Source organism: Methylobacterium sp. Leaf91 (assembly GCF_001422815.1).
Lineage (GTDB): Bacteria > Pseudomonadota > Alphaproteobacteria > Rhizobiales > Beijerinckiaceae > Methylobacterium.
Map to the genome: position 1 here is coordinate 35863 of NZ_LMMP01000002.1, position 18982 is coordinate 54844.

Genomic DNA, 18982 nt, shown 5'->3' on the forward strand with positions numbered 1-18982 from the left:
CGGACCTCAACTACAGAATTTGCTTGTCTCAGCGCGCTTACAACGCTGTCGGCCTGATGTTTATCTTGCATATCGCCCTTCAGGGCTGCCTGCGCGGCGGTGGAGTGGTGTTCGGGCTCACCGCCGATACCGGCGGCCATATCCGCTACCTGCTCGATCTTGTGGCGGCCTCGTCACAGGATGCCGGCATCGACAGGATCGTCATGGCGACACGTCTGTTCGACGGCACGCATGGCCCGGATTACGCCGTGCCCGAAGAGCGGATCTCCGACAAGGTCGAGCTCGTGCGGCTCGCGAGCGCGTCCCCCGTCTACCGCGCCAAGGAGGAGATGCACGAGGAGGTGGCGAGCTTCGCCCGGAGCCTCATGGACTGGATCGCACGGCAGCCTCGGGCGCCGGACATGATCCATGCCCATTACGCCGATGCCGCCTCGGTCGCGAGGCTCGTGACGGATGAACTCGGAATACCCTTCGTGTTCACCGCCCATTCGCTCGGGCGGGTCAAGGCATCGATGTTGGGTGTAGGAGCGGAGACCTCCGCCGATCTCGCCCACCGCATCGCTGCAGAAGAGGGGGCGCTGGCTCGCGCCAGTCTCGTCATCGCCTCGTCCCGCGACGAGGCGGAAGTGCAATATGCCGGATACGTCGCCTACGATCCCGGACGCATCCGGGTCCTACCACCGGGCAGCGACCTCGCGAGGTTCGCGTCTGCCGTGCCCCTTTCGCGGGTCGATGCCACCATCGACCGCTTTCTGCAGGATCCCGGGAAGCCTGCCCTGTTGGCACTCGCCCGGCCGGTGGCGCGCAAGAATCTGGCGGCGCTGCTGCGGGCCTATGGCGAAAGCCCGGCCCTGCAGTCCCGTGCCAACCTCGTCCTCATGGCCGGCACGCGCGAGGACATCGATGCGCTCGACGGCGACATGGCTGCCACCCTGCGTGAGATTCTGGTGCTGATCGACCGTTACGATCTCTACGGACGCGTCGCCTATCCGAAGACTCACGACCCGGAGGATGTGCCGGCGATCTACGCCTATGCCCGCGTGCGCGGCGGCCTGTTCGTCAATCCCGCCCTCAACGAGCCCTTCGGTCTGACATTGCTGGAAGCCTCGGCGTCGGGGTTGCCGCTGGTCGCCACCGACAGCGGCGGCCCCAACGACATCGTCGAGACCTGCGGCAACGGTCTCCTCGTCGATCCGCGCGCGCCAGACGCGATCGCGGCCGCGTGCCTGCGCATCCTCGGCGAGCCCGACCTCTACGCGCGGTGTGTAGCGGGAGGCGCGCGCGCGGCCGCCGCCTATGACTGGGATCAGCATGCTGCGCGCTACCACGATCTGCTGTGGGCGCTCCTGGCGCCCAAGCCGCCCATGGCGGAGCCACGGCAATTGCTGATCTGCGATATCGACAACACGCTGGTGGGTTGCGAGGCGGCGCTCGGAATCTTCCGGCGCTGGCGCAGCTGGCAGGCAGGTTTGGCCTTCGGTGTCGCCACCGGTCGCTCCTTTCACAGCGCCATGGCGATCCTCGAACAGCAGGCCAGTCCGCGCCCGCAGGTGATGATCACCTCGGTGGGGTCGGAGATCTACCATCTCGACCCCAACGGCGTGACCTACACGGCGGATCTGGCTTGGCGCGACGCCGTCTCGACCGGGTGGGACAGTGCCGGCATGCAGGCGGTGCTCGCCAGTCTCGATGGGCTCGTGCCCCAGGGGGGGCTGGAGCAGCGCGGGCACAAGCTGAGCTATTTCGGGGATGCCGCGGCGGCCGAGGCGGTACGAAACCGCCTCGTGCAAGCGGACCTCCTCGCCAACGTGATCCATAGCCACGGACGCTACCTCGATGTCCTCCCGGTGGCGGCATCGAAGGGCACTGCGGTGCGTCATGTCCGCGCCCTCTACGGCTTGCCGGAGAGAGCCGTGTTCGTGGCGGGCGATTCCGGAAACGACGTGGAGATGCTGCGCGCCGAGGCGCAGGCGATTATCGTCGCCAATTATTCCGACGACCTGGCGAGCCATGCGGCCCTGAAGCATTCCTACGTCGCCCGGACCTCGCACGCCCGTGGCATCATCGAAGGCGTCGGCCATTTCCGCAGGATGCTGGTCGATGCGGGCTGAGCCTTTGGACCGGCCTTCCGCGAGCGTGCTCACGCTCGTGCGCGGCCGGGCCGACCGCCTTCGCAATCTGATGCGTGGATTGACCCGGCAGTCCGTGCGGCCACATGAGCTCGTGATCGCCTGGATGCAGCCAGAACCGAAGGCGGACTTGCCCGATCCGGGCTGCCCCGTGCGCCATATTCTCGTGGCCGGGGAGCCGATGCCGCTGGCCGCCGCCCGCAACCGCGCGGCCGAGGCCGCAACCGGAGACCTGCTGGTTTTCCTCGACGTGGACTGCATTGCCTCGCCCGGCCTCGTCGATGCCTATCGCCGGGCTGCGTCGGAGACGGACGGCCTGTTCCTCGGCGAGGTGCTTTATCTGCCGCCGGGGTTGGATGCGGAGACGGCTTCCGACGACGCGGCTTTGGCCCGACACGGCCGGGCACATCCGGCACGGCCGGCGGTCCCGCGAACGGGTCTGCGCCGGGAGCCCGATCCCGGCCAACTCTGGGGCCTGTCCTTCGCGCTGCCGGCCCGCGCCTGGCGCGCCGTCGGCGGCATGGACGAGGCCTATGCCGGCTATGGCGGCGAGGAGACCGACCTCGCCACCCGCCTCGACGCCTCCGGTCTCCCGACGTTCTGGGTCGCGGGGGCGCGCGCCTACCATCAGCACCACCCGGTCCACGTGCCGCCGTTGCAGCACTTCGAGCCCATCCTCGCCAATGCCACCCGCTTCCGCCGGGCGCATGGACGCTGGTGCATGACCTACTGGCTCGGTCAGTTCGAGGCCGCCGGATTGATCGCCTGGGACGCGGACTCCCCCGCGATCCGGGTCATCCGCCATCCGAGTACCGCCGAAATCGCCGCCGCCCTGCGGCCCGACGCCCTTTACTCCTGACGAAATGCGACCCGTGACATCGATCAAGAAGCCCATCGCGTTCTTCGTCCACCACCAGGGACGCGGCCATGCCAACCGCACGATGGCGGTGGCGGCCGAGTTCGCGCGGGACCGGCCCGTTTCCGTGCTCACCGCCGGCCCGCAGCTGTTCGAGGGGTTTTCCCGCGATATCGAGATCGTGACGCTGCCGAACATGATCGGCGCCGAGGTGCCGACCCCGCGACTCTATGCAGAGCCGACGCCGCAGGTGATGCACTGCGTGCCCCTCGGCCTCACCGAGATGCGCCGGACCATGCGGCGGATCCTCGACCATCTCGACGAACGTGACGTCGGCCTGTTCGTGGTCGACGTCTCCGCAGAGATCGCGCTGCTCGCGCGCATCGCCAGCGTTCCGGCGGTGCAGATTCGCATGCACGGGGACCGCTCCGACATTGGCCATCTGGGCGCCTACGAGGCCTGTGTCGGCATGCTGGCCCCGTTCGACGAACGCATGGAACAGGACGACTACCCGGCTCAGCTGCGGGCCAAGACTTTCTACAGCGGCGGCCTTTGCACCAGCGTCGACGGAGTCCTGGGCCGCGCCGAGGCACGTGCGAAGCTCGGCCTCGACCCCGACCGCGAGGTTGTCGTCGCGGTCACGGGGGGAGGGGGCAGTGGCACCCCCTACGCCCCCCTGACGGTGGCCGCACGCGCCGCGCCCGAAGCCCTTTGGCTGACTCTCGGGCCCACCCACCGCGAGGGGCACGAGACGGATTTCTCCAACCTGCGCGAACTCGGCTGGGTACCCTCGGTGACCGATTATCTCGCCGCGGCCGACATCGTCGTGGCGTCGGCGGGCGACAACACGATCCACGAGGTCGCGCGCGTCGGCGGGCGTCTGATCGTCATGCCGGAATGGCGCTACTTCGGTGAGCAGACCCGCAAAGCCGAGGCCCTGGTCCGGCTTGGTGCGGCCGTCCAGGCCCCGGTCTGGCCCGGCGACCTGCAGGGCTGGCGCGATCTCCTCGACCGGGCCCGCGCCCTCGACCCCGCGCCCTTGCGCAGCCTCTACGCGCCGGACGCCGCCCGTCGTGCCGCCGGCTGGCTCGAAGGGCTGACCGACGAACTCTGGCAGGGCGCAGCGGAGCGTCCCGCGCTCACCGTCGTTGCCGCAGGCTGAATGCCCCTCGACCCCATCGTTGAAACCCGCCCGGAGCCAGACCGACCGATGTCCACCGTTTCCGTCGTGACCTTGGCCAAGGGACGGCCCGCGCACCTGCGCAACGTGCTGCGGGGCTTGGAGCGCCAGACGCAGAGGCCCGCCGAGTTCATCATCGCGGTGATGCAGGACATGCCCTACGACCTGCCCGAGGTCGGCTTCCCGGTCCGCCAGATCCTGGTGCCGGGTACGGATCTGCCGCTGGCGGCGGCCCGCAACCGGGGTGTCGCGGAAGCCAGCGGGGACGCGGTCATCTTCCTCGACGTCGACTGCATCCCGGCCCCCGAACTCGTCGCCGACTATGCAAGAGGCCTCGCCGAACTCGACGGCCTGCTGATGGGTGAGGTGCTCCACCTGCCTGAGCACGCCACTGCGGGCGACTGGACCATCGCGGATTTTGCAGCGGTCGCGGAGAAGCATTCCGACCGCCGGGGCCCCCCGGCCTCCGGCCTCGAAATCTGTCCCGATTATCGCTGCTTCTGGTCCCTCAACTTCGCCATCCGGCGATCGACCTTCCTAGCCACCGGCGGCTTCGACGAGCGCTATACCGGCTATGGCGGCGAGGACACGGATTTCGGCAAGATCCTCGACCAGGGTGGGATTCCCATCGCCTGGATGAAGGGCGGCCTCGCCTATCACCAGTACCATCCGCACCACATGCCACCTGTCCACCATCTCGACAGTGTGGTGCGCAACGCCGAACTGTTCGAGGCCAAGTGGGGCTACCGGACGATGGGCCACTGGCTCTACGCCTTCAAGGTGATGGGCCTGATCGACGACACTCCCGACCAGCCGATCCGCATCCTGCGCCGGCCGGAGCCCGGTGATTTCGCACTCACCGGCCAGCAGAGCCATCAGCCCTACAGCAATTCGGCCTCCGTCATCCGGTACCTCGAAGCCCAGTCGGCCACGGCTCTCACCGCGTGAGGATCGCGCTCCTCGCCCATCTGCGCCATCCGGTGGCGGCTCCCTTCGCCGGCGGCATGGAAGCCCATTGCTGGACCCTCGCCGAGGGGCTGATGGCGCGGGGACACGAGGTGGTGCTGTTCGCCGCCGGGGACAGCGACCCGCGCTTCGCGATCGATCCGGTGATCCCGGTGCATCACGAGCGCAGCTTCCCCGGTCTGGAGCACCGGGGCGATTCCGGGCTCAAGGCTCATGTGGATGCCGGCTACGCCGCCGCCTGCGACCGGATCGCGGCCGGCGGCTTCGACGTGCTGCACAACAACTCGCTGAGCCGCCTGCCCCTGGAGCGTCGGCGCTTGGCGGCGGTGCCGACCGTGACGTCGCTCCACGTCCCGCCCTACGACGCCCTGCGCTGGTTCGTGCACGAGAGCCTCGTGCCTGGGCACCGGATCACCGTCACGTCGGAGGCCCAGAGCCGGGTCTGGTGGCCCGATGCGCCACCGGAGAATGTGTCCGTCCTCCATAACGGCATCGATCCTCGCGCCTGGCCTTATCGTGATCGGGGCGATGGCAGCGCCGTCTGGTCCGGGCGCATCGCGCCCATCAAGGGCACTCATCTCGCCGTCGCGGCGGCGCAGCGCGCCGGCCTCCCCCTGACGTTGTTCGGTCCGATCGAGGATCGGGAATACTGGGACGCGCGGGTCGCCCCGCAGCTCGGCGGCGCCATCCGCTACGGCGGCCACCTCTCCGGCGACACCCTTGCGAAGGAGGTCGGCCGCGCCTCCGTCTTCCTGTTCACGCCCTGCTGGGACGAGCCCTTCGGCCTCGTGGCGATCGAGGCCATGGCCTGCGGCGTGCCGGTGGCCGGGATCATGATGGGGGCCGCCGCGGAGGTCGTGGGCGAGGCCGGATACCTCGTGCCGCCGGACGACATTTCTGCGCTCGCCGTCGCGATCGGTGAGACCCTCACGATCCCGCGCGAGGTCCCGCACGCCCGTGTCATGCGCCTGTTCACCCGCGATCTCTGGCTGGAACGCTGCGAGGCCCTCTACGCGCAAGTGCAGGCGCAGGTGAAGCGGCCCTGAGTTCCCTCGCCCCTCCGGATGCCCGCCCCGAGGTTGGGCGCAACCTCTTCGTGAGCCGCCCATGAGCCCCATTCCCTGGACCCGCCGCGCCGTCATCGACGCCCTCTGGCACGGCCGCGATCCCTTCGCGAACCCGCCGGATGACCTGCGGCCCCTCGATCTCCAGGGCTGGCGCAGCGTCCATCCCTATCTCGACGAAGCCATCATCGAATTCCGGCCTCACGTGGTGGTGGAGATCGGCGCCTGGAAGGGCGCGAGCACACTGCATCTGGCCAGGACCATGGCGGCGCATGGCATCGAGGGAACCGTCATCGCGGTGGATACCTGGCTCGGCGCCGTCGATCATTGGGCGGATTCGGGTCTGTTCGCCGAACTTGCCACCGAACACGGCTATCCGAGCCTCTACCGGAGCTTCCTTGCCAACGTCCTGCGCGAGGGGCTGGCGGACCGGGTCGTGCCGCTTCCACTGGACTCGGTGAACGCTGCGGAACTGATGCGCCTACGCAACGTCACGGCCGACGTCATCCATCTGGATGCCGGCCACGAAGAGGCCTCCGTGGCGGCGGACCTTCGGGCGTGGTGGCCGGTTCTGCGCCCGGGCGGCCTGTTCGTCGCCGACGATTATGACCGCCTGGGTGGGAGCTTCCCCGGGGTCACGCGGGCGGTCGACGCCTTCTGCGCGGAAGCCGGCGTAAAGGGGCCCTGGTCGCAGGAGGGGAAGTGCAAGTTCCTCAAGCCGGTCTGAAACCTAGGCCGGGTGCATCGGCACCTCGGACGCCATCGCTTCAGAAGGCATAGCGGACTTGGCAATAGGGCATCAGCTCGGCCAGATGATCCTTGAAACGCGCGATCCACCGCCCTTTCCAGCCGCTTCGATAGCGCAGGTTGTCGCCGCCACCCTGTGACCGTTTTTCCTCCTGGATATCGGGCCGCCAGAGCAGGTCCTCCGCGCGGGGATGCCAGTTCAGGTTGACGGCGTGGAGATCCGCATTGTGCGTGAGCAGGATGATCTCGGCCTTGAGTTGCGCCTTCGCCGCCGCCCCGATCCCGTCATCGATGGCGGTGAACAGTTCTCGCCAATCGGCCTCCCAGCCTTCGTAGAGGATGACCGGCGAGAAGTTCACATGGACTTCGAACCCTGCCGCCACGAAGTCGTCGATGGCGGCGATGCGTTCACGCATCGGGGCCGTGCGCACATCCACCACTTTCGCGATCCGTTCGGGCATCAGGGAGAAGCGGATCCGGGTCTTGCCCTGTGGATCGTAGGTCAGCAGCTCCCGGTTCACGGCCTTCGTGGCGAAGGAGGCCTTGGCGTTCGGGAGATCCCGAAACAGACCGACCATGTCGCGCACGTTGTCCGAGAGGCTCGCATCCACGGAGAGATCGCCATTCTCGCCGAGATCGTAGACCCAATGGTCGGCATCCACCGTATCCGGCTCGGGAAGCCTTCCCTGGCGCGCGGCATGGCGGGCGATGGCGGCGCAGACCTGCTCGACATTGACGAAGAGGGAAATCGGGTTGGCGAAACCCTTGCGACGGGGGACGTAGCAATAGGCGCAGGCCATGGCGCAGCCATTCGAGGTGGAGGGCGCGATGAAATGGGCGCTGCGCCCATTCGGCCGCATCGTCAGGCCCTTCTTCACCCCGAGCACCAAGGTCGAGCGCTTGATCCGCAGCCAGTCCTCCGCCGAGCCTTCGTTGCCGTGCAGGGAGGGGATGTTCCAGTGCGACGGCACCTCGATCCGCTCGGCGTCGGGGAAGCGGTCGAGGATGGCGAGGCCGCGCGGAAAATTCGAAACCGCAGGCTCGTGGTAGATCGTCCTGATATCCAGAATGTCGCGGGAAAGGGCCATGCGGTGTCCTGCGGCGCGCGTTCGCCCCGTGCCACGTAAGATAGGGCTCTGGGGGCCGGAGGGGATGGCCCTCGCCGTCGATCTGGTCGTCGCGCCGCCCGTGTTTCGGGGCTCGATCGAGTCCAGCGGACGAGTGACGGGCCATCGCGGGGGAGCGAACGTCGCGCGGCGGAAATCCGAGGCGGAGATTGGCCGCCGGGCCCGATGAGCCACCCTATCGTTAACAGATAATTAACCTCGCCCTCTTTGCGGCGGTGTCGAAACATGCGCTCAAGACGCGTCCGTCACAGGAGGTGAAACTATTGCCTTGGTTGCCGCGTATCTCGGGCATGATCTGCTTCGACACGCTCATCGATCAGCTGGAATTGGAAAAGCAGGCCCTTGCGCGGGAGATGGCGCATCGCGGACCCGCGCCTTACACCCTCATCGACATGCTGATCGCGCTCGACCAGAAAATTTGCGCCTTGAGAATCCTGAGTGAAGACCGCTGACGCCGCTTTGGCCGATGCGAAGTCTCCCGGGTTTGCGGTCAGGTAGGACAGGACGTTTCTGACGAGTCTTCCTTTGCGTTGACTCCCCGGGGGAGACCGATCCATCACCGGGAGTTCGTGACCAGCTTCAAGCGGCAGCGCTTTGCTTCCTGGTGGAAGCGAACTCGAACGCTTCCAGGGCAGGGAGGGGCCTGCTCAGAAGATAGCCCTGAGCTTCCGTGCATCCTTCGCGACGAATGCAGGACAGTTGAACGTCGTTCTCGACCCCTTCCGCCGTGATGCTCGCTCCCATGCGTCCGCCAAGTCCGACGATGGCGCGGACGATGGCGGCGGTGTCCGCATCGGCGATCTCGGAAACGAACGACCGGTCGATCTTGATCTTGTCGAAGGGAAATCGACGCAGGTAGTTGAGGGATGAGTAGCCGGTGCCGAAATCGTCCAGCGCGATGCGGATCCCGAGCGCACGAAGCCGGTGAAGGCAAGCCGTCACGCTGTCCGCATCACCAATGAGCACGCTCTCGGTGATCTCCAGCTCCAGGCGGTCCGGCCGCAGACCGGACGCGGCCAAAGCCGATACGACGCAATGCTCCAGGCCGGGCGTCGTGAATTGCGCGGCCGAGACGTTCACCGCCACCCGGAGGTCGCCTGGCCAAGCCGCCGCTTCGCGGCAGGCTTCCCGCAGGGCCCAGCTGCCGAGGGGAACGATCAGGCCGGTCTCCTCGGCCAATGGGATGAAATCAGCCGGCGAAACCAAGCCTTTGACGGGGTGACGCCAGCGCATCAGGGCCTCGAAGCCGCTGGTCGTGTCGGTGGCAAGCTCGATAATCGGTTGATAGTACAATTCGAACTGACCCAGCCGCACGGCTTCGCGCAAATCGAGTTCGAGAACGTTGCGCGCGGCGATCGCCGCATCCATGCCGGGCTCATAGAAGCGGAACGTGTTCCGCCCGGCCGCCTTGGCGCGGTAAAGGGCGATGTCGGCATTCTTGAACAACTGATCCGGGTCGCCGCCATCCTGCGGCCCGACAGCGATGCCGATGCTGACGCCGACACTGACGGAGCGGCCGCCGAGGTCGAAGGGCGATTGCAGCGCCTCGATCACCTGCTGCGCCGTGGTGGTGGCAGTCTGAAGGAGATCGGGTTCTCTCAGCACGATGGCAAATTCGTCGCCGCCCAATCGCGCAACGGTGTCGCCCTCGTGAATGACCGACGTCAACCGCTCGGCGACGGCTCGAAGGAGGCTGTCTCCCGCCGGATGGCCGAGGCTGTCATTGACCGCTTTGAAGCGGTCGAGGTCGCAGGCGAGGACGGCGAAGATGTGCCCGCGTCGTTGGGCATTGTCCATTTCCCGGCCGAGCCGGTCCCGGAACAGCGCGCGGTTGGGCAGGCCGGTCAGCACATCATGCGTGGCCAGATGTTCGAGCTGATGTTCCGCATGCTTGCGTTCCGCGATGTCGATATGCGTGCCGACCATGCGCAGCGGGCGTCCGGTTGCGTCGCGTGTCACCACCTTGCCGCGCGATAAGATCCAGGTATGGCCCCCGTCCTTCTTCCGCATGCGAAGTTCGCATTCGAAAATCGGCGTTCGCCCGCCGATATGGTCGAGGAGGAGCCGGCGGACCGTCGCGACATCGACGGGATGCGTTAGCTGTTCGCATGCCTCGATATGCCCCTCGATCTCGCCGGGATCGTAGCCGAGCATGCTCTGCCAACGGTCCGAGAGCCACACCTTGCCCGTCGGGAGGTCCCAGTCCCAAAGGCCGTCGCTGCCGCTGTCCAGGGCGAAAGCGAGCCGTTCTTCGCTGGATCGTAACGCCGTTTCCGCGGCCTTGCGGTCGGTGACGTCGCGTAACGACGACACGTAGCCGATGGGCTCGGACGAGCCGGGCAGGCGCGTGACCTTGAGGCACGCTTCGATCCATACCCAGGAGCCGTCCTGCCGACGATAGCGCTGGGTCGTGATAGCTCCCTCGATCCGGCCCTCGACAAGGTCGGAGAGAACATGTCGGTATTGGGCGATATCTTCGGGATGGACGAAATCGATGGGCCGGGTGCCAATGATGTCTTCGGGAGGATAACCGAGCACCGCCACCGACGCGGGCGAGACATAACGGCGGATGGTATCGAGGTCGGACCAGATGATGACGTCTTTGGTGTTCTCCGCGAGAAGCCGATAAGCGGCTTCGCTCGTGCGCAACGCTTGGTTGGCCCGGCGCATGCGGTCGACGAACAGGGCGAGTCCCGCGAAACCGACAATCGTCAGCATGGTCGCGGCGATGCCCGACGCCAGCGCGAAACGCGGCAGGCTCGACGCAATTTCGGGCGCGGCCATGTTCGGGATCAGCTCGGCTGCGCCCATGGCGGCGAAATGCACGCCCGCGACGGAAATCGTCAGGAGCGTCGCCGCCACGGTGGTGGCGTATCGAAGCGTGTCGCGTGCAAAAATCACGAAGGCGATGGCCGTCAGCGACCAGCCGATGAGCAGCGCCGTGGCGAGGAGCGGCCAGTTCATCACAGGGGTAGCGGCGACCTGCAGGCTCGCCATCCCCGCGAGATGCATCCCCGTCATGCTGATGCCCAGGATCACCGCGGCCGCGACAGCCACCGCGGGGGCTGCGCTCCATCGGGACAAGGCGAGCGCCACCAGCGAACCGAGGATGCCGACAAGAAGGGAAACGAGGGTGAGCGTCAGATCGTAGCCGGTCGCGAGGCCTGGATCATAGCCGAGCATCCCGATGAAGTGGGTGCTCCACATGCCGGCACCGGCCGAGAAACCAGCCGCGAACAGCCAGGCCCATGTCTCGAAGCCCTGGCTTCGAAAGACGTGGCGGACGAGCCGCAGAGCGGTGTGACTCGACACCCAGCATACGAGGATGGCCAGTGGTACGACCCACCAGTGATGCTCCTCGGTCATGCACAAAAATGCACGATACATCCAACGACAGCCTTTCGCCAATTAGGGGCGAGCCTGCCGGGGTACGGTTTAAAAAACTCGGAACTTTTGCCTTAAGTTATAATAGAGGTCTGATCGAGACGGGGATTTCCTCAATAAAGCCGCGACCTCCTGGCTCGCCGCCGACCTGTTCAGATGCCGGGTCCCGGCGACCGGTGCTCACGGAGAGCGAGCCTTGCCCCAGGCTTCGGGAAACCGCACCCGCTACTTCCAGCCGCCACCGGGCAAGCGGCCGTGATAGGGCGTGTTGCGACAATGCCCCCACGGCCCGCGCCAGTAACCGGGAGGGCAGCCATTGCCGGCCCGTGCCTGATACCAGCCGCCCGGCAGGCGACCGACATAAGGCGTCGAGCGGCAATGGCCCCATGGGCCACGCCACGCTCCTGGCCCGCAGCCTCCGGCAACGCTCAGCACCGGAGCCTCACTCGCAAGATTTGAGGCGATGGGAAAGGCCATCGCAGGCACCGATGCCAAACTGCAGATGGCGACCAGGGCGGGAATGCATGGCTTCATCGTAATGATCCTCACATGGCGAGGGGATTACGCATGGTGAACTCGCGTTTTGCAAACAGCATCACGAGTGGCAGTTAGCAAAACCTATCGATAAACTGCACATTCATCCATTGATGTCGTCGATGCGCGCGTCGTTACGCTGGCGACCTTCTCGTTCGGGCGTCGAAATCCCCGCTCCGCGCATCGTTATGCGTCGCTTCAAGAGCGTGGAGAGGAAGAATCGAGCCCGGAGCCCGAAACGCATCGGTTCCACCGTCGCGGACACGGTCGCATCCACGATGCTGGTGGTTCTCGCTCGCCTCCCGGCCGACCGAAATGAAGCGTTTCGCATCGGTCATCCCGGTCGAGACGGGATTTATGGGCCGGCTCGGATGCAATTCCGGTCCGGTCCATGGGATGGCACGCGCCGCGTTCTTTGCCGCTTGAAGGCGCGGTCTAGAACAGGAAGTTGTCGGCGCTCAGCGACTGTGTTGGAGCAAGAAGCCGAGCATCCGCCTTTGCGGCGCGATGGCATCTCTTGAATGGCGTCCTGACGTCCCTGCATTTGGTTCGTGCCATTGCCAAGGAAGGGGGCCGTCAGAACGGCAGGGCCGATCCGAAAGGACGCGCCGGCCCTCGGGATCACGGCATAGCGTTCTCCAGGATGACCTTCCGGGCGGCCATCCGCACCCGGTCCGCCGCATCGTCGGCCTGGGCGAATTGCGCGTTGTAGAGGCGCCGGTAGGCCCCGTTCGCCGAGAGAAGCACCTCGTGCCGTCCCTGCTCCACGATGCCTTCCGGACCGACCACGACGATCCGGTCCGCCTTGCGGATCGTGGCGAGCCGGTGGGCGATGACGAGGGTGGTGCGGCCCTCGGAGAGTTCCACGAGGGAGCCCTGGATCGCCTGTTCGGTCTCGCTGTCGAGGGCCGAGGTGGCCTCATCCAGTATCAGGATCGGCGGGTTCTTGAGAAACACGCGGGCAATGGCGAGGCGCTGCTTCTGGCCACCCGAGAGTTTGACGCCGCGTTCGCCGACGACGGTGTCGAGGCCATTGGGCAGGCCCTCGATCAGGGCGGTGAGCTTGGCCCGCTCCGCGGCCTGCGCGATCTCCGCCTCGGTGGCGTCGAGCCGGCCATAGGCGATGTTCTCGCGGATCGTGCCCGCGAACAGGAAGACGTCCTGCTGCACGATGCCGATCTGCCGGCGCAGGGAGGCGAGGGTGAGGTCGCGGATGTCGATGCCGTCGACGGTGATGCGCCCGCTCTCTACCTCGTAAAACCGCGGAATGAGGGAGCACAACGTCGTCTTGCCGGCCCCGGACGGGCCGACGAAAGCGACGGTCTCCCCGGCCGCGATGTCGAGATCGAGCCCCGACAGGACGGGCCGGCCGGCGGTGTAGCCAAAACTCACCTCCTCGAAGCGGATGTCGCCCTTCAGCGCCGGCACGGAGACGGCGCCGGGGCGGTCGACGATGTCGGGTTCGGTAGCGAGCAACTCCGCGTAGCGCCGGAAGCCCGCGACCCCCTTCGGGTAGGTCTCGACGACGGCGCCGATCTTCTCGAGCGGTCTGTAGAAGACGCCCACTAGCAGCAGGAACCCGATGAACCCACCGGGCGAGAGCTCACCGCGCACGACGAAGGCCGCGCCGCCCAGCAGCACGACGATCTGGACGAGCCGCATGCCGAGATAATTGATCGACAGGCTGGCCGCCATGATCCGGTAGGCTTCGAGCTTGGTCTCGCGGTATTTCCGGTTGTCGGAGGCGAACAGGCGCCGCTCATGCGGCTCGTTGGCGAAGGCCTGCACCACGCGGATGCCGCCGACATTCTCCTCGATCCGGGCATTGAAGGCGGCGACACGACCGTATTGCGTCTGCCAGTTCCGGGTCATGCGACCGCCGTAGCGGAGGGTGACGAAGGCGATCACCGGCAGGATGGCGGCGGTCAGGAAGGCCAGGGGCGGGTGGACGTAGACCATCAGCGCGAAGGCGCCGACCAAGGTCATCACCGCGATGAAGAGGTCTTCCGGCCCGTGATGGGCGACCTCGCCGATCTCCTCCAGATCCTTGGTGACGCGGGCGACGAGGTGACCGGTCTTCTGGTTGTCGAAATAGCGGAACGAGAGCTTCTGCAGATGATCGAAGGCACGGCGACGCATCTCGGTCTCGATATTGATGCCGAGCACGTGCCCCCAATAGGTCACCACCACCATGAGGCCGGCATTGGCCACGTAGATCACGCCGAGGCCGACGGCGGCGAGCACGATCAACTGCCAGTCCTGGCGCGGCAGCAGCACATCCACGAAGGCCTTCACGGCCATGGGAAAGCCCAGTTCGAGCAGGCCCGACAGGACCGCGCAGCCGAAATCGACAAGGAACAGGGTCCGGTGCGGGCGGTAATAAGCGAGGAAGTCCTTCAGCATGATGCTTTCGTCAGGTGATCGACGGGGCAGAGGGCACCGCAGGAAGGGACGCCCGGTATGCGGTAGCGCATACAGCAAACCCGCCGCCGCCGCTCCTCGCCGCCACGGAAAGCCTGGGCCAGCGGGCAGCAGCCGAACGCATCGCTGCCGCAACGTCCGAGGCATGCCTCGACGCGGGAGGAGGCCGGCAGGGCGTCCCCGCTCAACTCGCGTAGGGCGAAATCGGCGGTCACGCCGGCATTGCACCAGAGGACATGGCGGGAGAGGCCGTAATGCGTCTGGCACAGGTCGAAGAACGGTCGCAGATGCCCCTCGATCAGGGGTTCGAGCCCGGGCTCCGGGGCTGCGCGCCGGTCGTCCTCCTCCGCCACGATGAAGCGGGAGACGATGCCGCCCTCGTCGAGTTCGAAGCCGACCCGGTCGAACCCGATCGGCAGGGCGCGGCCGAGGCGGCTGAGCGCGGTGAAGTAGGGGATGATCAGGGCGGGGAGGTAATACTGCGTCCAGAGCGAGACGAGGGCGCGGCGGTCGGCGGTCTCGAAGCCTTCGCCTGATGCCCTTCCGAACCCGTCCACCACCTCGTCGAACCTGGCCTTGCTGGTGAGGATCGAGAGCGGCCGGGTGCCGGACCCGGACGGCGCCGTGGCGATCCGGCAGCCGAAGGCCGACAGCGACGGTGGAACCAGCGCGGCGAGTTGATCGATCATGCGACCCCCGCGACCCGATCGGCATCAAGGGTCCGGCGGATCGTCGCGCGCAGTGCGGCGAAGGCGACGGTGTAGAACAGGATCGCGGCGGTAAAGTAGCCCGGCCAGCCCACATGCGCCGCGAGCGCCGGCGCGGCGACCCGCAGCGGCATCGCGGCAAAGAATGCCGCCCCGAACAGGAGCGCGTAATCGGTGGCGGGGCGAGGCCCCTGCGCCCAGCGATAGATCATGTTGAAGACCGGCACTCCGAGCCCTCCGCCGCTGACGATGCCGACGATCGTCGCGGCTATGGCGAGCGTGGCCGAACCGATGGCAGCGCTGGCGATCATCAACCCGCCTCCAGCGATCACGCCCAGCGCCGAGACCGTGATCAGTCGCAGGGTCCCGACCCGTCGAACGAGGACGCCCGAGACCAGGGCCATGACGAGGTTGATGACAGGCGAGAGAGAACCGGTGACAAATCCGACCTCCCGCAACGGCACCCCGAGATCCAGCAGGGCGAGGTTGTTCAGGCCGGAGAGGGCGAACATGGCCGCGAAGTACAGGCCCAGGACCAGGATGCGCGGCGCCAGGAGGCGCAGGCGTTCGAACGGGGCTGCCACGCGCTCCGCATCAGCGGCACCGCGGCGGAGCCGGACTTCCGGGTAGCGCAGCATCGGCAGCAGGCAGAGAAGGTTGAGGCCGGCGATGCCCAGCACGGCGGCCTGCCAGCCGACCGTGTCGTAGTACCCGACCAGTAGCCCCGCGCCGGCGATTCCGCCCAGCGACGCACCGGAGAGTTTGGCCGACGCCACGAAGGGCCGCCGGTCGGCGGGCACCGTCTCGACCACCAAAGCTTCGAGGGCGATGTCCATGGTGGCGACGCAGAAGCAGGTCGCCACTGCGAGGCCGAGGAGCAGGCCGAGCGGCCAAGCCTCGCCCAGGCTCAGCACCAGCAGCAATGCGATGGTCGCGCCCTGCATCAGCGCGATCCAGCCGATGCGATGCGGGAGGCCGGGCAGGCGCAGCCTGTCGATGGCGACGGCCCAGAGAAACGTCAGACCGACGGGCAAGTTGATGAGCTGCAGCAGGCCGATCTCGGCGAGTTCGACGCCGCGTGCGCGCAAGATCAGTGGGGCGCCGCTGGCCAGGAAACCCAGCGTGGTCCCGAAGGTGATGTAGAGGCAGAAGAACGGCAGCAGGGGCCGCGCGCGGCGCCACGCTCTGGACGCTCCCTCGAACCAGATCCCGCTCATGCGCTCCGCGCCGCCCGGCCCGGTTGCCCGTCGAGGATAGGCATGGACCCTGGGAACCATACTCCCGCGCCGGTCACGCCGGCTCCTCCGAGAAGGCACTTTAATGGCCTCGAATGACGCGGCGATCGATCCGCGATCCGGCGCGCGACGTGACAGGGCCTCCCTTCGGACATCCGGAGCCTCCCTGTTTCACGCGGCGAGTATAGTTTTTAAACAGTCTAATCTACTGTAAACATTGGCCTTTCTTTGGGATTATGACGTGTCCGATCTTCATGCAAGGTCCGTTTGGACGCAGTGCCGCCGGCCTTCGCTTCTCTTGCTCCGTGTCTGGCTTCTATTGCCCCGGCATGGTGAGGATCAGCGGCCCGTTGCGCGAGGCGATGACCGTATGCTCGTATTGCACGGTCAGCGCCTTCGGCTGGCTGTAAAGGGTCCAGGGATCGTCGCCATCCTCGGCGAACTCGGCGCCGAGGGACAGGAACGGCTCGACGGTGAAGACCAGCCCCTCCTGCATGATCCGTCGCTCGGAGGCGTCGGGCCAGGTGGCGATCTCGGTCGGCTCCTCGTGCAATGACAGGCCCACGCCGTGGCTGGCGAGGTTGCGGACCAGGGTGTAGCCGTTCTTCCGCGCGAAGGCTCCGACGGCCCGTCCGATATCGGCCAGGGGCTTGCCGGCGCCGACCTGGCGCAATCCCGTCCACATCGCCCGGCGCCCGTCCCTGCACAGTCGCTCCACCGCCCGCGTCACCGGCGGCACGGCGAAGGACGCGCCCGTATCGGCGAAGTAGCCGTCTTTCTCGGCGGACACGTCGATATTGACGAGATCGCCCGGATTGATCCTGCGGTCGCTCGGAATGCCGTGCGCGATCTCCTCGTTGACGCTGATGCAGGTGGCTCCGGGAAAGGCGTAGACTAGTTCCGGTGCCGGGCGAGCTCCGGCCGCCTCCATGATTCGCCGCCCGATCCCGTCGAGTTCGAGGGTGGTCATGCCGGGCTCGATGGCCTTACCCATCGCCTCGAGGGTGTCGGCGACGATGCGCCCGATCTGCTTCAGGCCGGCAAGCTCGTCGTCGTTCGACACCGTCATGTCGTCTTCCCATCATGGCGCCGGAGGCGGCTTTGCCCGCGCGGTTCTGCCATTCTCCGCGAGCCCGGCAAAGCCTGGGTTGCCCCACACGCAAATCACCTCACACGGGTCCGATATGCATATGAGGGCCGGCACCCCGCTCAGGCCGCGAAGGCGCCACGCGAGCGCAGGGCCGCGATCTCGTCCGTCGAAAGGCCGAACTCCGCCAGCACGTCCTCGGTATGCTCGCCGAGAAGCGGCGCGTGCCTGCGCGCGCGCTGCGGCGTGCCGGTGAGCTTCACGGGGAAACCGATATTCGGCACCGTGCCCTCGATCGGATGGGGAACCTCGATGCGCATCTGCCGGTGCCGGCCATGCTCGCTCTCGAACGCTTCCGGATAGGTGTTCATGCGGCCGGCCGGAATGCCGGCTTCGAGGAGCAGGGACACCCATTCCTCGGCAGTCCTGGCGGCAAAGCTCCGCTCCAACTCCTCGATCAGTTCCTCGCGGTTGGCGAGCCGCGCGGGAATGTCGACGAAGCGGCTATCCTCGAAGAGTTCGGCGCGGCCGAGTACATCACAGAGTAGGCGCCAGAGCTTCTGGTTCGTGGCGCCCATGACGAAGTAGCCATCGGAGGCGTGCACCGCCTGGTAGGGGGCGCTCATGCGGTTGGAGGTGCCGAGCGGCTGCGGGATCCGGCCCGTCCCCCAATATTCCGACACGTCCCAGATCGAGAAGGCCAAGGCCGCGTCGAAGAGCGAGGCATCGATATACTGGCCCTCGCCGCTGGTCTGCCGGCCAATATAGGCGGAAAGAATCGCGTAGACGGTGAACAACGCACAGCCGATATCGGCGACGGGCACGCCGGCCTTGACCGGCGGACCGCCCGGATGGCCGGTCACGCTCATCACCCCCGACATCGCCTGCGCCATCAGGTCGTAGCCGGGGCGCTTCGCCCAGGGGCCCGACTGGCCGAACCCCGAGATGCTCGCATAGATGAGTCCTGGATTGCGGGCGCGCATCGCCTCGTATCCGAGGCCGAGGCGTGCCATGACGCCGGGCCGGTAATTCTCGACCAGCACGTCCGCAGTGGCGGCCATATCGAGAAGAAGGTCGCGCCCCGCATCGGATTTGAGGTTCAGGGCAACGCTGCGCTTGTTCCGGTTCATGTTGAGGAAGCCCATGCTGTCGGGCCCCTTCATCTTGAACCCCATGGCGCCGCGCGTCTGGTCGCCCGTGCCCGGCGGCTCGATCTTGATGACATCCGCTCCGAGATCGGCGAGCAGCATGCTGCAGAACGGCCCCGCCATCACCTGCGTCACGTCGAGAACCCGGATGCCCGCGAGGGGGAGGGGGCGGGGGCCATCGTGCACGGAGTGATCCATCGTGCTCGTTTCCTGTTTTGCGCCGGGGGCGGACGTAGCCCGCCGGCTGGAATGTCGCTGACGGGGGCAAAGTCTGCCCGCATCTCCTTGCCTCGCTCGCAGAGCACCACGCCGTCATTCCGGGGCGCCGCAGGCGAGCCCGGAATCCAGAGCCGCCGACGCTGTAAAGTCCTGCACCACCTATGTTTCTGGATCCCGG

At 66.8% G+C, this 18982-nt stretch carries 14 protein-coding genes; 7 read left to right on the forward strand and 7 right to left on the reverse strand.

Annotation, left to right across the window (positions count from 1 at the left end):
- The first annotated feature begins 56 nt into the window (after positions 1-56).
- The 6 genes from ASF32_RS02890 (at position 57) to ASF32_RS02915 (ending at position 6922) form a co-directional block, all read left to right on the forward strand.
- Positions 57-2111, forward strand: a complete 2055-nt coding sequence (locus tag ASF32_RS02890; RefSeq protein ID WP_056423721.1) for an HAD-IIB family hydrolase — start codon at positions 57-59, stop codon at positions 2109-2111.
- Positions 2101-2988 (forward strand): galactosyltransferase-related protein, encoded by an 888-nt coding sequence (locus ASF32_RS02895; RefSeq protein ID WP_056423491.1) that lies wholly within the window; start codon positions 2101-2103, stop codon positions 2986-2988. Before ASF32_RS02890 ends, ASF32_RS02895 begins: the two co-directional genes overlap by 11 nt.
- Before the next feature lie 22 nt (positions 2989-3010).
- Positions 3011-4147, forward strand: coding sequence for a glycosyltransferase (locus ASF32_RS02900; protein ID WP_056423722.1), 1137 nt, complete (start codon positions 3011-3013; stop codon positions 4145-4147).
- Positions 4148-4195: 48 nt separating this feature from the next.
- Entirely contained in the window at positions 4196-5113 is a 918-nt protein-coding gene (locus ASF32_RS02905) for a galactosyltransferase-related protein (protein ID WP_056423494.1), read from the forward strand.
- Positions 5110-6177, forward strand: a complete 1068-nt coding sequence (locus ASF32_RS02910; RefSeq protein ID WP_056423497.1) for a glycosyltransferase — start codon at positions 5110-5112, stop codon at positions 6175-6177. Before ASF32_RS02905 ends, ASF32_RS02910 begins: the two co-directional genes overlap by 4 nt.
- Positions 6178-6238: 61 nt before the next feature.
- Positions 6239-6922 (forward strand): class I SAM-dependent methyltransferase, encoded by a 684-nt coding sequence (locus ASF32_RS02915; protein ID WP_056423500.1) that lies wholly within the window; start codon positions 6239-6241, stop codon positions 6920-6922.
- 40 nt (positions 6923-6962) lie between these two features.
- On the opposite strand, the gene ASF32_RS02920 is transcribed toward ASF32_RS02915, so the two are convergent.
- Positions 6963-8030 carry a spore photoproduct lyase family protein gene (locus ASF32_RS02920; protein ID WP_056423503.1) on the reverse strand — a complete coding sequence of 356 codons (1068 nt, stop codon included), beginning with the start codon at positions 8028-8030 and terminating at the stop codon, positions 6963-6965.
- 302 nt (positions 8031-8332) lie between these two features.
- Between ASF32_RS02920 and ASF32_RS25045 the strand changes: the two genes are divergently transcribed.
- Entirely contained in the window at positions 8333-8521 is a 189-nt protein-coding gene (locus ASF32_RS25045; protein ID WP_156467658.1) for a hypothetical protein, read from the forward strand.
- A 127-nt stretch (positions 8522-8648) separates the two neighbouring features.
- Here the strand turns inward: ASF32_RS25045 and ASF32_RS02925 are convergent, their stop codons facing one another.
- The 6 genes from ASF32_RS02925 to ASF32_RS02950 all read right to left on the reverse strand — a co-directional run bounded on the left by ASF32_RS02925 (position 8649) and on the right by ASF32_RS02950 (position 18783).
- The gene (locus tag ASF32_RS02925; RefSeq protein ID WP_244477872.1) at positions 8649-11381 is read right to left on the reverse strand and encodes an EAL domain-containing protein; all 2733 of its coding nucleotides are present in this window, start codon (positions 11379-11381) and stop codon (positions 8649-8651) included.
- 1227 nt (positions 11382-12608) lie between these two features.
- Complete coding sequence (locus ASF32_RS02930; protein ID WP_056423506.1) at positions 12609-14390, reverse strand: ABC transporter ATP-binding protein; 1782 nt, start codon at positions 14388-14390, stop codon at positions 12609-12611.
- On the reverse strand, positions 14384-15097 hold the full coding sequence (gene fhuF, locus ASF32_RS02935; RefSeq protein WP_056423509.1) for a siderophore-iron reductase FhuF: 714 nt from the start codon (positions 15095-15097) through the stop codon (positions 14384-14386). The genes ASF32_RS02930 and fhuF overlap by 7 nt, the downstream gene beginning before the upstream one ends.
- Positions 15094-16332 (reverse strand): MFS transporter, encoded by a 1239-nt coding sequence (locus ASF32_RS02940; RefSeq protein WP_056423512.1) that lies wholly within the window; start codon positions 16330-16332, stop codon positions 15094-15096. The genes fhuF and ASF32_RS02940 overlap by 4 nt, the downstream gene beginning before the upstream one ends.
- Before the next feature lie 334 nt (positions 16333-16666).
- Positions 16667-17419 carry a type I methionyl aminopeptidase gene (gene map, locus ASF32_RS02945; protein WP_056423514.1) on the reverse strand — a complete coding sequence of 251 codons (753 nt, stop codon included), beginning with the start codon at positions 17417-17419 and terminating at the stop codon, positions 16667-16669.
- Between the two features lie 140 nt (positions 17420-17559).
- Positions 17560-18783: a CoA transferase gene (locus ASF32_RS02950; RefSeq protein ID WP_056423517.1), complete on the reverse strand. Its 1224-nt coding sequence runs from the start codon at positions 18781-18783 to the stop codon at positions 17560-17562.
- Positions 18784-18982: the final 199 nt, after the last annotated feature.

Bases quoted from the DNA above. Each gene is read 5' to 3' on its own strand.
- ASF32_RS02890 (WP_056423721.1), top strand. From the start codon at position 57: ATGTTTATCTTGCATATCGCCCTTCAGGGCTGCCTGCGCGGCGGTGGA.
- ASF32_RS02895 (WP_056423491.1), top strand. From the start codon at position 2,101: ATGCGGGCTGAGCCTTTGGACCGGCCTTCCGCGAGCGTGCTCACGCTC.
- ASF32_RS02905 (WP_056423494.1), top strand. From the start codon at position 4,196: ATGTCCACCGTTTCCGTCGTGACCTTGGCCAAGGGACGGCCCGCGCAC.
- ASF32_RS02915 (WP_056423500.1), top strand. From the start codon at position 6,239: ATGAGCCCCATTCCCTGGACCCGCCGCGCCGTCATCGACGCCCTCTGG.
- ASF32_RS02920 (WP_056423503.1), bottom strand. From the start codon at position 8,030: ATGGCCCTTTCCCGCGACATTCTGGATATCAGGACGATCTACCACGAG.
- ASF32_RS02930 (WP_056423506.1), bottom strand. From the start codon at position 14,390: ATGCTGAAGGACTTCCTCGCTTATTACCGCCCGCACCGGACCCTGTTC.
- fhuF (WP_056423509.1), bottom strand. From the start codon at position 15,097: ATGATCGATCAACTCGCCGCGCTGGTTCCACCGTCGCTGTCGGCCTTC.
- ASF32_RS02940 (WP_056423512.1), bottom strand. From the start codon at position 16,332: ATGAGCGGGATCTGGTTCGAGGGAGCGTCCAGAGCGTGGCGCCGCGCG.
- map (WP_056423514.1), bottom strand. From the start codon at position 17,419: ATGACGGTGTCGAACGACGACGAGCTTGCCGGCCTGAAGCAGATCGGG.
- ASF32_RS02950 (WP_056423517.1), bottom strand. From the start codon at position 18,783: ATGGATCACTCCGTGCACGATGGCCCCCGCCCCCTCCCCCTCGCGGGC.